This window comes from Gordonia sp. NPDC003422 (genome assembly GCF_053588675.1).
In genome coordinates, this window is sequence record NZ_JBSFQL010000002.1 from 270,871 (window position 1) to 284,810 (window position 13,940).

General features: G+C 67.4%; 12 protein-coding genes. 6 read left to right on the forward strand and 6 right to left on the reverse strand.

Going from position 1 to position 13,940, the window contains the following annotated elements:
- The first annotated feature begins 3 nt into the window (after positions 1–3).
- From ACWDTF_RS02975 to ACWDTF_RS02990, 4 genes are all read left to right on the forward strand, one after another.
- Entirely contained in the window at positions 4–1,824 is a 1,821-nt protein-coding gene (locus ACWDTF_RS02975; RefSeq protein ID WP_240856635.1) for a helix-turn-helix domain-containing protein, read from the forward strand.
- An 82-nt stretch (positions 1,825–1,906) separates the two neighbouring features.
- On the forward strand, positions 1,907–2,959 hold the full coding sequence (locus ACWDTF_RS02980) for a phosphotransferase family protein (protein ID WP_449753931.1): 1,053 nt from the start codon (positions 1,907–1,909) through the stop codon (positions 2,957–2,959).
- 57 nt (positions 2,960–3,016) lie between these two features.
- On the forward strand, positions 3,017–4,303 hold the full coding sequence (locus tag ACWDTF_RS02985) for an acyl-CoA dehydrogenase family protein (protein WP_240856633.1): 1,287 nt from the start codon (positions 3,017–3,019) through the stop codon (positions 4,301–4,303).
- 40 nt (positions 4,304–4,343) lie between these two features.
- Positions 4,344–5,096, forward strand: a complete 753-nt coding sequence (locus ACWDTF_RS02990) for an SDR family NAD(P)-dependent oxidoreductase (protein ID WP_240856632.1) — start codon at positions 4,344–4,346, stop codon at positions 5,094–5,096.
- Positions 5,097–5,344: 248 nt separating this feature from the next.
- Here the strand turns inward: ACWDTF_RS02990 and ACWDTF_RS02995 are convergent, their stop codons facing one another.
- The 5 genes from ACWDTF_RS02995 to ACWDTF_RS03015 all read right to left on the reverse strand — a co-directional run bounded on the left by ACWDTF_RS02995 (position 5,345) and on the right by ACWDTF_RS03015 (position 8,726).
- Positions 5,345–6,040, reverse strand: coding sequence for an HAD family hydrolase (locus ACWDTF_RS02995; protein ID WP_240856631.1), 696 nt, complete (start codon positions 6,038–6,040; stop codon positions 5,345–5,347).
- Positions 6,037–7,380, reverse strand: a complete 1,344-nt coding sequence (glmM, locus tag ACWDTF_RS03000) for a phosphoglucosamine mutase (protein ID WP_240856630.1) — start codon at positions 7,378–7,380, stop codon at positions 6,037–6,039. Before glmM ends, ACWDTF_RS02995 begins: the two co-directional genes overlap by 4 nt.
- A 2-nt stretch (positions 7,381–7,382) precedes the next feature.
- Positions 7,383–7,985 carry a 30S ribosomal protein S9 gene (rpsI, locus tag ACWDTF_RS03005; protein WP_240856629.1) on the reverse strand — a complete coding sequence of 201 codons (603 nt, stop codon included), beginning with the start codon at positions 7,983–7,985 and terminating at the stop codon, positions 7,383–7,385.
- Positions 7,982–8,425: a 50S ribosomal protein L13 gene (rplM, locus tag ACWDTF_RS03010; protein ID WP_240856628.1), complete on the reverse strand. Its 444-nt coding sequence runs from the start codon at positions 8,423–8,425 to the stop codon at positions 7,982–7,984. The genes rpsI and rplM overlap by 4 nt, the downstream gene beginning before the upstream one ends.
- Before the next feature lie 160 nt (positions 8,426–8,585).
- Complete coding sequence (locus ACWDTF_RS03015; protein WP_449753932.1) at positions 8,586–8,726, reverse strand: hypothetical protein; 141 nt, start codon at positions 8,724–8,726, stop codon at positions 8,586–8,588.
- Positions 8,727–8,899: 173 nt separating this feature from the next.
- Between ACWDTF_RS03015 and ACWDTF_RS03020 the strand changes: the two genes are divergently transcribed.
- Positions 8,900–10,462 (forward strand): HNH endonuclease signature motif containing protein, encoded by a 1,563-nt coding sequence (locus ACWDTF_RS03020; RefSeq protein WP_355273797.1) that lies wholly within the window; start codon positions 8,900–8,902, stop codon positions 10,460–10,462.
- Positions 10,463–10,692: 230 nt separating this feature from the next.
- On the forward strand, positions 10,693–12,603 hold the full coding sequence (locus tag ACWDTF_RS03025) for a vWA domain-containing protein (protein WP_240856626.1): 1,911 nt from the start codon (positions 10,693–10,695) through the stop codon (positions 12,601–12,603).
- Positions 12,604–12,613: 10 nt separating this feature from the next.
- On the opposite strand, the gene ACWDTF_RS03030 is transcribed toward ACWDTF_RS03025, so the two are convergent.
- Complete coding sequence (locus ACWDTF_RS03030) at positions 12,614–13,936, reverse strand: type VII secretion-associated protein (protein WP_449753933.1); 1,323 nt, start codon at positions 13,934–13,936, stop codon at positions 12,614–12,616.
- Between the last annotated feature and the right edge of the window lie 4 nt (positions 13,937–13,940).

A 13,940-nucleotide genomic window follows, 5' to 3' on the forward strand; every position in this document is an offset into this window, starting at 1 on the left:
AGGATGACCGTCTCCGCTGATCCCCCGTCGACCCTGGTCAGCCGGGAGCGCGAGGTCATCGCGGCGTTCGCCCAGGTCACCACCGAGGCGATCACCGACGCGAAACTCGAGGACCTGCTGACCCTGGTGGGCCGACGGCTGTGCGCCCTGCTCGGGGTGACGCGGTGCTCGGTCTACCTGCGCCACGGCAACGGTCGGTATCGCGGCGCCGCCGGCTATTGCCAGGAGGCCGGTGACATCACCCAGGCGGTCAAACGCCAGGAATCCGGGTTCGACGGCGACCGCTTCAGCCAGGAGGTCATCACCACCCGCCAGCCGGTGGTGATCCGCGACGCCCTCAACGATCCGCGGCCCCATCACCGGACCATGGCGCACTGGGATGTCCGCGCCATGCTCGGTGTTCCGCTCGTGTTCGACGACGAGGTCATCGGCGTGATCTTCGTCGACAGCCGCGGCCGCGATCACGAGTTCACCGCAGACGACATCGAGCTCGCGACGTTGTTCGCGCGACTGTCGGCGCTGTTCATCAGCCAGGCCATGCTCAACACCCGGCTTCGGCGCCAGGCTGCCGAGATCGCCCGCAACAACTCGACTCTCGCCTATCTCGCCGACGTCCACAAACGGCTGACCAACGCGGTCCTCGAGGGCGCCAACATCGGGCGCGTCGTCGGCCTGCTCAGCGAACTGTCGGCAAAACCCGTGGTGCTCTACAACAACGACTTCGACGTACTCGCCTGGGCGGCACCGGAAGCGCTGAGAATGGATGCGCCACCGATCATCAGCGCCAAGGTCCGCAACACCGCGTCGGTACGGGCGACGCTCGCCGAGCTGAGTGTGAACACCCCGTCGGCCGTGGTCCCCGCCCAGCTCGCCGTGGGTTTGGGTCGTCGGCATCTCATGTGCCGCATGGTCATCGAGGGCAAACCGAGTGGCTTCCTCGGGATCGTCGAGGTCGGTCGCAGCCTGGAATCGATCGACGCCAACATCGCCGAACGCGGCGCGACCGTGCTCGCGCTGCAGATGCTCTCCGAACGCCGGCAGATCGAGACCGAGGGTCAGGCCCGCGACGACTACCTCTCCGACCTCCTGCGCAGCGGCCGAGACAAGGAACATCTGGTTCGACGCGGTCCGCAGTTCGGCATCGACCTCACCAATCCGCATGTGCTGGTGCGCTTCACGGTCGACGACGCGCAGGGTCAGATGTCGGCGTCGGCGATTCAGTCGCTGGTCACCCGCACCTTCTCGGCGGTGATGTCGATCCCCGCGCCACCCGCAGTGCGGCTGCCGGGCGCGGTGATCGTGATGGTGCGCCTCTCCCACGACAATCCCGACGTGGACGCGATCCGCACCGACGTTTCGACGATCGCCGATCGTCTCGCCGGCCAATTGTCGCTCGGCACAACCGTCATCTCCGGTGTCTGCCGGGTGCCCACCGACTTCCCCCACGCCCATCGCGAACTGCGCGACATCGGTTCCATCGCACGCTCATTCGACTGGGGCACCCGCGTGGTCAGCCTCGACGACCTGGGACTCTTCCGCGTCGTCGTCAGCAGTGGACACGTCAAGGAAGCGCTGCACTTCGCGCACTCCTACGTCGCGGCCGTGCGCGATCATGACGACGGCACCCTGCTGGCGACGTGGCGCGCGTTTGTCGCAGCCGACGGCAAGGTGCAGGCCACTGCCCAGGCATTGGACGTGCACGAGAACACGATTCGCTATCGGCTCGGCCGGATCCGAGAGATCTGTCGACAGGATCCGACCAGTCTCGACAGCCTGTTGTCGGCGAAGATGGCCTTTCAGGTGCTCGAACTTTCGGGTGAGTGACGTCGGTTCGGTTTGTAGTTCTCCACAACGCCACCTCAACTCGACGGTTCCACTCAATGGCGTGCGCTCATAGCGTGGAGACATGCCCACGACCCCCACCAGCGAAGCGATCGCCGGCGTCGATCTCGCCGCGCTGAGCGACTGGATGGAGCGTGAGGGCTTACCGGACGGCGCGATCACTGATCCGGCCCCCATCGGCGGGGGCACGCAGAACATCATGGTCCGGTTCTCCCGCGGTGACACCGAGTTCGTGTTGCGGCGCGGCCCGCTGCATCTGAGGCCCGGGTCGAACTCGGCCATTTCACGCGAGATGCGCCTGTTGGCCGCCCTGGCCGACACCGCGGTGCCGCACGCTCGATTCATCGCCGGCAGCACCGACGAGGAGATCCTCGGCGCGGTGTTCTATCTGATGGAGCCGGTGGACGGGTTCAACGCGGCGACGCACCTGCCGGCCGCGTATGCCGCGGCACCCGCGGGGCGTCGCGTGATGGGCTTCGCGCTCGTCGATGCCCTCGCCGCACTCGCCGCCGTCGACCACACTGATGTCGGCCTTGACGATTTCGGCCGGCCGGACGGCTTCCTCGAGCGCCAGGTCCCGCGCTGGCTCGGCGAATTCGACCGCTATGCAGACACTCCCGGGTACCCAGGACCGGAGTTCGGCGACGTCGGGAAGCTGGCGTCGTGGCTCGACGACAACCGGCCCGGTGCCAGCCGGCCCGGAATCCTGCACGGCGACTACCACATCGCCAACGTCATGTACGCGATGGAACGCCCCGAGGTGGCCGCGATCGTCGACTGGGAGATGGCCACCATCGGCGATCCGTTGCTCGATGTCGGCATGCTGTCGGCGATCTGGCCGGAGTACGACGGCGAGTCCGATCTCTACGAGAGCGCCCTCGGCGCCACCGGCGACCTGCCCAGCCGAGCCTCGATGCTCGAGCGGTATGCCGCGCAGTCCGACCGCGACCTCAGCGCGATCGACTGGTACACCGTCCTGGCGTGCTTCAAGATCGGCATGATCCTCGAGGGCACCTACGCCCGATCGTGTGCCGGTGCAGCCGGTCGTGACGTCGGAGAACGGCTGCGCCGCTACGCCAATGGACTCTTCGACCGAGCACACCGCATCGTCGGCTGATCCATCGAACCCAACCCGTCCCCCCAACCTCTTTCTCACTGAACGGAGCACACCAGAATGGCCTGGGACTTTTCCACCGAACCCGAATTTCAGAAGAAGCTCGACTGGATGCGGGATTTCGTCCGCGCCGAGATCTTCCCACTCGAGGTCCTCGATCTCGACTGGCCGACGCTGCTGCGCGCCATTGCCCCACTGCAGGAGGAGGTGCGCGCACAAGAACTCTGGGCTGCCCACCTCGACCCCGAGCTCGGCGGCCAGGGCTATGGACAGGTGAAGCTGGGTCTCATGCAGGAGATCCTGGGTGCGAGTCCGTACGGTCCGCTCGTATTCGGCTGTCAGGCACCTGATTCCGGCAACGCCGAGATCCTGGCCGCGGTGGGCACCGACGAGCAGCGTCGCCGCTGGCTCGACCCGCTACTGGCCGGCGAGATGTACTCGGCCTTCGCCCTGACCGAGCCGGGCAACGCGGGCGCCGATCCCACCAATCTCACCACCACCGCCACCTGGGACGGTGAGCAGTGGACGCTCAACGGCCACAAGTGGTTCATCAGCAACGCCAGCACCGCCGACTTCATGATCGTGGTGGCGGTGACCGATCCGGACGCCGACCGGCACCGCCGCGCATCGCAGTTCATCATCCCGATCGACGCCCCGGGCCTCGAGGTGGTCCGCGACATCGGTTCGATCGAGAATCCGCGTCCCCGCGACAACACGTACGGCTCCCACTGTGAGGTGCGCCTGCGCGACGTGAAGGTCGGGCAGGAAGCGATGCTCGGTGGCCGCGGTGAGGGCTTCGTGGTGGCGCAGATCCGGTTGGGGCCGGGCCGGATTCACCACTGCATGCGCTGGATCGGCCAAGCCTGCCGTGCCTTCGACATGATGTGCGAGCGCGCAACCTACCGATCGGCGCATGGCTCGGTGCTCGCCGACAAGCAGACGGTCCGCAACTGGATCGCTGATTCGGCCGCCGAGATTCAGGCCCTGCGCCTGATGACCCTGCACGCCGCGTGGCGCATCGACGAAGAGGGTACGTCCAACGCACGCAAGGACATCGCCCTCATCAAGTTCTTCGGCGCCCGCATCCTGCACGACGTCATCGATCGCGCGGTCCAGGTCCACGGTTCCCTCGGCTACAGCGCCGACCTGCCATTGGAGTTCATGTATCGGGCCGCTCGCGCCGCACGTCTCTACGACGGACCCGACGAGGTGCATCGTGACAGCGTGGCACGCCAGTACTTGAAGGCGTATTCCCCTCCCCCACAGCAGGTTCCGTCCGAACACGTCCCGACCCGACGCGCTGCCGCCATCGAGCGCTTTGCCGACCTGCTCGCCGAACAACCCTGATCGTCCACCACCCATAGTCAACGAAAGGTATCGAGAACACATGTCTCTCAACGGAAAGATCGCCATCGTCACCGGAGCCCATCAGGGCATCGGACAGGCCACCGCCATCCGCCTCGCCGCCGACGGCGCGCACGTCGCCGCCGCCGACCTGCAGGACTGCGAGGTCACCCTCAAGGAGATCGCCGAGGCCGGGGGTTCCGCCGAGGCGATCCGACTGGACGTCCGGGTCGCCGACGACTGGGCGTCGTCGGTGGCCGACATCATCGACCGGCACGGTCGGGTCGATTGCCTGGCCAATGTCGCGGGCGTGGTCAACATGATCAGCGAGGACTCGGTGGTCGGGCTCACCGAGGAGGCCTGGGACAACGTCGTCGGCACCGACCTCAAGGGCGTGTGGCTCGGTATGCGCGCGGTGATCCCGAACATGATCGAGGGCGGCGGTGGTCGCATCGTGAACATCTCGTCGATGGCCGCGCTGCGCGGATTACCCAATCTCGCTTCGTATTCCGCCGCCAAGGGCGGCGTCATCGGCCTCACCAAGCAGGCCGCCTACGAGTACGGTCCGCACAACGTGCTCATCAACGCGATCGCCCCCGGCACCATCGACACCCCCATCCTCGCCGACATCACCGAGGAGATGCGCCAGGCAAATGCCAACGCGCACATCGTCCGTCGGCTCGGCCGGCCGTCGGAGATCGCGTCGATGGTCGCCTACCTGATGCGCGAGGGCGATTTCCTCACCGGCGAGATCTACCCCGTCGACGGCGGCTGGGCGGCCAAGGGCAACTTCTGATCTCAGCGATTGCTGGGTTATCCCATACCGCTGCCTGAGGTGCGACGAGCAACAAACAACCGCTGCCTGAGGTGCGACGAGCAACAAACAACCGCTGCCTGAGGTGCAAGGAGCGCTAGCGACGAGCCTCGAAGGCCTGGTGAGACAACGATGTCCGCTCACCAGGCCTTCGACGCTCCTCGCTGCGCTCGTCGCACCTCAGGCAGCGGAAGAGAGTCGCGGAACGCACGACCAGCGAGACTGCGGCTTCAGCCGATCTCGATACCGTGCGCGCGCACGGCATCGAGCAATGCGGTCGGCCGCTGCGCCGGCGAGACGTCGTGCACGAGCGCGAACGCGCAACCGAGTTCGACGGAACCACCGTCGGCGACGTCGCTGTCGCCGACCATCAGGGCGTGTTTCGGTTCGACGCCGATAGCGTCGAGTGCCGCTTCGAAAATTGCCGAATCCGGTTTGATCGCACCGACTTCGTAGGACAGCGCGTACGTGCTGACGAGTTCGAACACTCCGTATTTGCGTAGCACCCGGCGCAGATCGAAAGCGATGTTGCTGACGACGCCCACCGGGATTCCGGCGGCGGACAACCCCTGCAGGACGGCGACCGTGTCGTCGAACGGCACCCACGAGTCGGGATCGAGGACCCGCTCGTACAGCGACACCGCGTGCTCGGGAACGGTGAGACCCGACTGTCCGAGCATCGCCAGATAGGCGCGGCGATGCTGTGCGGGATCGAGATCCCGGTTTTCCCAGGCGATTCGGTCGTCACCGGTGATGGTGTCGGGAACGCCGACCGGCTGCGTCATCTTCCGGATCAGTTCGGCCTGGGTGTCGACGTGCAGCGGGTCGCCGTGCTCGTCGTGCAGCCCGTCGAACCAGTCGTCGCGGGCCTCGAACCGGAACAGGGTGCCGGAGAAGTCGAACAGGACCGCCTGGGGAGCGCTCATCCGCCTGCGGTCTCCACGACGTCGGCGATCCGACGCGCAACCGAGTGCGCGGCGTCGGCGCTGGCCGCCTCGACCATCACCCGCACGAGTTGTTCGGTGCCCGACGGACGGAGCAGAACCCGTCCGGTGTCGCCGAGTTCCACCTCGGCGGCCACGACTGCCTGCTTCACCGATTGCGACTGCGCCACAGCGTGTTTGTCGCCAACTCGGACGTTGATGAGCTCCTGCGGGAGCACCGTGACGATACTCGCGAGATCGGCGAGACGCTTACCGGTGACGGCGATGCGTTCGGCAAGTAGCAAGCCGGTCAGGATGCCGTCGCCGGTGGTGCCGAACTCCGGGATCACGATGTGCCCCGACTGCTCACCGCCGAGGGAGTAGCCGCCGCGACGAAGTTCCTCGAGCACGTAGCGGTCGCCGACCGCCGTGGTCCGCAACTCGATCCCGGACTCGCGCATCGCGATGTGCAGACCGAGGTTGCTCATCACGGTGGCGACGAGAACGTTGTCGCGCAATTGGTTTCGCTCGCGCAGCGCGGTCGCGAGGATCGCCATGATGACGTCGCCGTCGACGAGTGCGCCGGTGGAGTCCACGGCGAGGCAGCGGTCGGCGTCACCGTCGTGGGCCAGGCCGAGGTCGGCGCCGTGTTCGAGCACAGCGGCCTGCAGCTTGTCCATGTGGGTGGAGCCGCAGTCCTCGTTGATGTTGATGCCGTCGGGTTCGGCGTGGATCGCGATGACGGTGGCGCCGGCGGCCTCGTAGATCTGCGGTCCCAGCGTCGATGCGGCGCCGTGCGCACAGTCGACCACGAGGGTCAGCCCGTCGAGCGGCTGCTTGATCGCGGCCGCGAGGTGACGGCCGTAGCGTTCACCGGCATCCGGCGCGTCGACGATCCGACCGACCGCGGCTCCGATGGGCCGGATGAACTCGTCGGCCATGGCGGCCTCGATCCGGTCCTCGACCGCGTCGTCGAGCTTGTGTCCGCCGCCGGAGAAGAACTTGATCCCGTTGTCGGGCATCGGGTTGTGCGAGGCGGAGATCATCACGCCGAAGTCGGCGCGGTAGTCCGCGGTCAGGAAGGCCACCGCAGGCGTGGGTACAACACCCACGCGGATGGCGTCGACGCCGGTCGCGGCGAGGCCGGCGCACACCGCCGCCTCGAGCATCTCGCCGGATGCGCGCGGGTCGCGGCCCACCACTGCCCGGGGGCGGGTGGTGGGTGCTTGCGAGTCTTCCTCGAAAACGACCGCGGCGGCCGAGGCCAGGCGCAACGCGAGCTCGGGTGTGAGCTCCGCGTTGGCCAGGCCCCGGACGCCGTCGGTTCCGAAAAGGCGTGCCAAGATCAGCGCTTGGAGTACTGCGACGCCTTGCGGGCCTTCTTCAGGCCGTACTTCTTGCGCTCCACCGCACGCGGGTCGCGAGTGAGGAAGCCGGCCTTCTTCAGTGCCGGGCGATCCTCCGGGGTGACCTCGATGAGGGCACGTGCGATCGCGAGCCGCAGCGCGCCGGCCTGGCCCGAGGGGCCGCCGCCGACGAGCTTGGCGTAGATGTCGAAGGACTCGGTGCGCTCGACGGTGACCAGCGGAGCCTTGATCAGCTGCTGGTGAACCTTGTTGGGGAAGTACTGCTCGAGCGAACGTCCACCGTTGAGGCTGAACTGACCGGTGCCGGGCATGAGACGCACGCGGACGACGGCCTCCTTGCGGCGGCCGACGGTCTGGATCGGGCGGTCGATGACGACCGGTCCGCGATCGGCCACAACCTCGGCGGCCGGGGCGGCGGTGTCGTAGTCGTCGGAAGCGGCTTCCACAGCCTCGACGCTCTCCACGGCCTGCTCGACGGCGGTCTCGGCGGCAGCGGTGTTGTCACCGGCTTCGGCCTGAGCCTCGGCTGCATTCTCCACGGCGGCCTCCACGGCCTCGTCGCTGATGTTCTCGTTGGTCACTGGGCCACCTGCTTGATCTCGAAGGGGACGGGGCGCTGGGCCGCGTGGGGATGGTTCGGGCCGGCGTACACCTTCAGCTTGGAAGCGATGGCACGGCCGAGCTTGTTCGAGGGCAGCATGCCCTTGATGGCCTTCTCGACGACCCGCTCGGGGTGCGACTCGAGGAGCTCGGCTGTGGTGCGGGACTTGAGCCCACCGGGATGTCCGGAGTGGGTGTAGTTCAGCTTGCGCTCGGCCTTGTTGCTGGTCAGCACAACCTTCTCGGCGTTGATGATGACGACGAAGTCGCCGCCGTCGATGTGCGGCGCGTAGGTCGGCTTGTGCTTGCCGCGGAGCAGGTTCGCGCTCTGCACGGCGAGGCGGCCGAGCACCACGTCGGTGGCGTCGATGACATGCCACGCGTGCGTGATGTCACCGGCCTTCGGGGTGTAGGTGGGCACAGTTGTCCTCAACTCTTGTTGTCGTTTGCTACTGGTCGGGCGCATCGGCGGCAGGGATTCCGGCGACCAGCGGGGACCCGGAGCTGCTGTTACCTGCGCACACAAGGTGAACAGGTGCCACGCACCAGCGATCCAGAGTACGGGAGCGCCAGGTCCGGGGTCAAAACGCGGCCACCCCCACGCTGATCGAGCCGACTCCGAGCCCGGTCCCGCTGATCGAGCCGACACCGAGCCCGGTCACGCTGATCGAGCCGACACCGAGCCCGGTCCCGCTGATCGAGCCGACTCCGAGCCCGGTCACGCTGATCGAGCCGACTCCGAGCCCCCGTCACGCTGGTCGAGCCGACTCCGAGCCGCCAGGCGAGGCGTCGTGTCGAGACCACTGGTGAGCCGTTCATGTCAGCGACCACAAGTTGTGCACACCCCGAACTCCGCCGAACAATTCTTGTCGTACCCCCATGCGATAGTGAACACATGTTCGAACCGGGGCGGGACACCAGCGAGGCCACCCTGGCCGACGCGGGTGAAACCGACCTGGCCACAGCAGCTTCGGCGTTCACCCGGATCGAGTTCGAGGTGATGGCCCGCAAAATCCTGGCCGCCTACCACCTGGGCCGCAAAGTGTTCGACCGCGTGCAGGCCGCCGATTCGGACCGGTATCGCAAACGCATGCCCGACAAAGCCGCCCTGCGCGAAGTCTCCCTGCATTTCGCCGTCCCCCCGGCGACGGCCGGCCGGTGGATGACCCTCGGCGCTTTGCTGCAAGACCTCCCGCAAGTACGGGCAGCGTTCCTCGCCGGGGATCTGTCCGAATCACGGGCATCGCTGGTCGCGCACGCGGTGTGCGGCGTGGATGCTGAGCAACGGGCGGCTGCTGAGGAGGCCGCCCTGATCCTGGCGGCCGATGCGTCGACGAATGCGGTGCTCTCGGACAAGTTGGATGAACTGGTGATCGCGCTGGACCCCTTGGCGGCGGCCGAGGTGCGGGAAGAGTTCGCCGAACGCTACCAAGACGTCCGCTTCTCCAAAGCCCCGTACGGGCAGGTCGCCATCTCAGCCACCCTCGGACTCGGCGACGCCCGCTACCTGCAATCCCGGATCACCGGACTGATCAACCACTACCTCTGCGCCGACGACCCGCGCCTGCCCGGTCAACAACGTGCCGATGCGCTGGTGGCCATCACCCGCGGCCGTACCGAGTTGGAGTGCCAATGCGGGTCAGACACCTGCGGTGCGCGCGCGAACCAGAAGCCTCACCCCGAACCCGAACCCGCCGACGACGTCACCGACATCGATATTGATGCTGACGTCGCTGCAAAGCCGGACGCTGCGCCCGCGAAACCCTCCACAGCGCTGGTACCGACCAAAGCTGCCGTCGTCGTTGTGACCGATGCGCCCACCCTGGCCGGTCTGACCGGGGAGATGGTGCCCTTCGTCCCCGGCTACGGCGTCATCGACCCAGCCCACGCCCGCGCACTCGCCACCGACGCCACCTGGACCGGCATGTACCGCGAAGCCCAACGGTTCATGCATCGCACCGATCCCACCGACCCCGACCCGCACGGGCGCATCACGATGCTGCGCGCCGGACGACCCCGCAAGGCCGGGCGTATCCACGTGCCCGCCCACCTCGACAGCAGCAGCGACAGTTCCGGCGCGATCCGTGTGTTGTCTCGCCCGCCGAACCCGAAGCCGATCGACCCCACCGGACACGGTGGGCTACCTGTACCCCCGGTCGGGGCGTTGGACTACGAACCAACAGACGCGCAGCGGCGCGCCATCGCGCTGACTGATCACCACTGCCGCGGACCCTACTGCGGCCGACCCGTGGCCGAATGCCAACTCGACCACGTACGGCCCTACAACCACGCCGACCCGATGGCCGGCGGCTGGACGATCACCGACGACCTCATCCCACTCTGCATCCCCTGCCACCAGTTCAAACACCTCGACATCTGGATACCCACGTTGGCCGAAGGACGCGCAGTCATCTGGCGACACGCCACCACCGGCAAAACCATCATCACCTGGCCGTAGGCTCTCGTGGTCGCCAATGCTGTTGGGTTGCTTGCCCTTCGAGGCCCTCGGCCAGCGCCTCGGGCACCCTTCGAGACGCTCGCATGCTCGCTCCTCAGGGCGGCGCCTCAGGGAGCGGAATGGCTCGACGCCACTAGCAGCAAGTCGGGGCGGCTGACGGATCTTCGTCCGAACAGTTGTATCGGCCGCATCGCGCTGCGTCCCGGTCAACGGATTCCTAGACTTCGCGCATGTCGACAACCTGGCGATGGTTGGTCCCCTTCGTTTTGGCGACGCTGGTGTTCAGCGCGTGCTCGTCGATCGATGGCGAGAGCTCGCCCGAGTCGGGCGACGTGGTGGCGCCGGCCGCGGTACCGACAGTCGTCGTGGTCGATGCGTCGGAGTCGATGCTGATAGAGGACGCGCCAGGTCCGCGGTGGACCGCCGCACGCGCGGCGGTCAAGGCTCTCGTCGGTTCGCTGCCGCCGGGGACCGAGGCGGGCGTCGTCGTGTTCGGCTCGCAGCAGTCGGCGAAGACGACCACGCAAGCTCAGGGCTGCCGGGACGTGCGGGTCGTGGTCCCGATGGGCAAGGTCGAACCGTCGTCGGTCGACGCCGCCCTGGGCGCACTCACCCCGCAGGGCTTCACGCCAATCGGCGATGCCCTCACCGAGGCGGCGAAGTTGCTGCCCGACACCGCATCGTCAATGGTCCTGGTGTCCGACGGCGAGTCCAACTGTCAGCCCGATCCGTGCGCGACCGCCCAAGCCATTCGCACGCAACATCCGAACGTCACGATCAGCGCCGTCGGATTCAAGACCGACGCACCGTCGCTGCAGTGTGTGGCCCAACAGGGCGGCGGAGTATTCCTGACCGCCGACAACGCCGCACAAATGACTGCGCGTCTGGCAGCCGCGCAGAACGCGCAGGCCGCACGGTCGAGGTTGTCGCCCAACGGCCAGGGACAGGCCACGATCGGCGACTCAATCGACACCGTCGCCGGCAAGGTGCCGGGCTTCCCGCGCACCGGCACCCGAGACGGCGACCGCACGATCATCGTGTGGGAGAACTGCACCTACGTGTTCGACGCGAGTGGGACGCTGGTCGAGATCGCGCCCGGGAATCCGCCTGGCGCGTCGGGCGTCACGATCGACGGTGTGACAGCCGGCAGCGCGGGGTCGCGGGCGGTCGAGCTGTACGGGCAACCTCGCTCCGACAGCGACCACACGGCAGTCTTTGTCGCAGACGAGGCGGCCGGAACCGCTTACCAGATCGGCTATTCCGGGGCCGACGCGATCGCGGACGGTACCGTCCGGTCGGTGGTGCTGTGCCACTGCCTGCCGAGCAAGGCGCCGGCGACTCCTCCCGTGCTGGGCCGGGCGAACTACGAGCAGTACGCGGTTGGCTTCGGCACAGAGAGACCGAACGGCATCTCGTTCGCATCGACCGCGTCGAGCACCATCAGCGACATCGTGTGGGAGTCGTGGGGCGGGCCGGAAGCGATCGGCGTAGGGAGCAGTCAACAGAACGGGCCGGACGAGCCGAAGACTCCGGATTGGTTGCTCGCCACGGATCTCGGCTGGTGCAACGACGTCTGGACATACCGCTCGGTGCGCCGCGCGTCGTCACGCGCGGGACTGGCCACCTCGGACTTCGTGGTGGACATCTGCCAAGGGAGCCGCGCTGAGCCGACGAACGATTCGGTGACACTGAGCCCCACCAGCCTGCTGACCTTCGGCGGTGCAGGCGGGGTGTACATCGGCGATCCGTCGTCGAAGATTCCGAACACCTACGTCAGCAAGACGGTGGTCACTCAGGGCCTCTACCCACCCGGAACCCAACTGTTCTTCTTCCGCCCGCAGAACTCCAATCAGTACAGCGCTCAGGTCAGGGCTGACCCCGATGGCACGATCGCAGCCTTCGACTGGTTCGCCACCGACAAGGGCGTGCAACTCGGTTCGTCACGCGCAGACGTCAGACAGGCGTACGCCGGCTACCCCAGGGGCACCTGCCGTACGTCGTCGGTCGACGGGACCGCAGATTTCTTCCTCGAGCCCAGCACGGGACGCTACGTTGCTGCGGTTTTTGACACCGACGGCCGCGTGACGTCCCTCAGGGCGCGGACTGGGTTCACCGACGGACAGCACTGCCCGTTCGAGTGATGCGTTCTTCTCACCGCGGCGCGATCACCGCGGTCCGCACCGCTTGCTCGCATTCGGTGTCGACGGGTTCGGCCGCGTTACCCGGCTGACAGCCGATGGACACCTGCAGCCCGTCGTCGACGATGACATACCAACGGATCGCGCTTCCCGACGCGGGCTCCTCGCGGTAGCTGATGACGTCGCGTCCGGCGAATCGCGTCGACGGGGAGAACTCGGTGACCACGTCGTCGCCGCGCTGCCGCATCCGGTTGCCCAGGCTGGTCGCCACCGAGGACAGCGTCGAATCGCTCCGTACGCGCGTCTGGATGAGGAGGATCCGCCGCCCGTCCTCGGCCGACACGAACAAGGTCCGCGACGTGGACGGGTCGGCGCGTGTGCCGCTCGGGGTGGGTTGCGCGGTCTGGCGCCAACCTCCGGGCACCGTCAGGGTGGTGCGACCGACGACCACCGACTCGGGTTCCACCGCCCGCGTCTGCTCGCGGTGCGACGCCATACCCACCGCCACCACACCTGCCGCGGCGAGCATCGCAACCACCGCAGCCGCGACGAGGATCGCCGTGCGGGGGCGGGTCGATCGTGCCGGGACAGCGAGCACCGGCTCGGCCGCATCGGAGTGTGGACGAGCGGTCACTCCCGTCCGTGCGCCGTAGCGCAGCACCAGGCGAGGCTCGGCCGGTACCACTCGCCCCGCAACGGCATGCGCGGTGACGACTTCGACCGCGGCATCCACATCGGCCGGGTCGGCACCATCGACGAACACGGCCTCGACCGTGTCGTCGATGATCGACATCACGCCGGCCTGCCCATCGGCAGGGTCGAGCACCGCATTGCGCTCGACCATCCATCCGGAGCTTGCGCGCCGCAGGATCGCCACATCCCAGGCCGGCTTCGGCGGCCGGGCCGGGTCGACGATCGGGCGCGGCACGTGCGTGGTCTCGACCACCGCGCACCTGAGGACGGCTGGGTCGCAGTGACTTCGCGCGATCAGAATCGCTCGCGGCACGAGAGATACCGCACGGCCATAGACACCGACCTCCGACAGCACCGACGCACGGCGCGGACCCCACGTACTCGGATGCCCGACGATCAGGGGCGCAGCCGAGTCCACTCCGCCGATCGCAGGTCCGAGTTGGTGAAACACCATCCGCCATGCCTGACGGACGGGCATGGTTCCGGAAGCCGTACGCACGGTGGGTGAGTCGACCGCATCGAGGATCTGACCGACGTCGGCAAGCACCGCACCCGGTGTCCTCGACGAGGTGACCCGACCGTAGCCGAGGTCGATCACGACGGACGGATCGGCAACCCTCTTCCCGAGTATCGCCTGCGTCATCACG

Coding starts and splice junctions, on each gene's coding strand:
- ACWDTF_RS02975 (WP_240856635.1), top strand. CDS start 4: ATGACCGTCTCCGCTGATCCCCCGTCGACCCTGGTCAGCCGGGAGCGC.
- ACWDTF_RS02980 (WP_449753931.1), top strand. CDS start 1,907: ATGCCCACGACCCCCACCAGCGAAGCGATCGCCGGCGTCGATCTCGCC.
- ACWDTF_RS03020 (WP_355273797.1), top strand. CDS start 8,900: ATGTTCGAACCGGGGCGGGACACCAGCGAGGCCACCCTGGCCGACGCG.
- ACWDTF_RS02990 (WP_240856632.1), top strand. CDS start 4,344: ATGTCTCTCAACGGAAAGATCGCCATCGTCACCGGAGCCCATCAGGGC.
- ACWDTF_RS03025 (WP_240856626.1), top strand. CDS start 10,693: ATGTCGACAACCTGGCGATGGTTGGTCCCCTTCGTTTTGGCGACGCTG.
- ACWDTF_RS02995 (WP_240856631.1), bottom strand. CDS start 6,040: ATGAGCGCTCCCCAGGCGGTCCTGTTCGACTTCTCCGGCACCCTGTTC.
- ACWDTF_RS02985 (WP_240856633.1), top strand. CDS start 3,017: ATGGCCTGGGACTTTTCCACCGAACCCGAATTTCAGAAGAAGCTCGAC.
- ACWDTF_RS03030 (WP_449753933.1), bottom strand. CDS start 13,936: ATGACGCAGGCGATACTCGGGAAGAGGGTTGCCGATCCGTCCGTCGTG.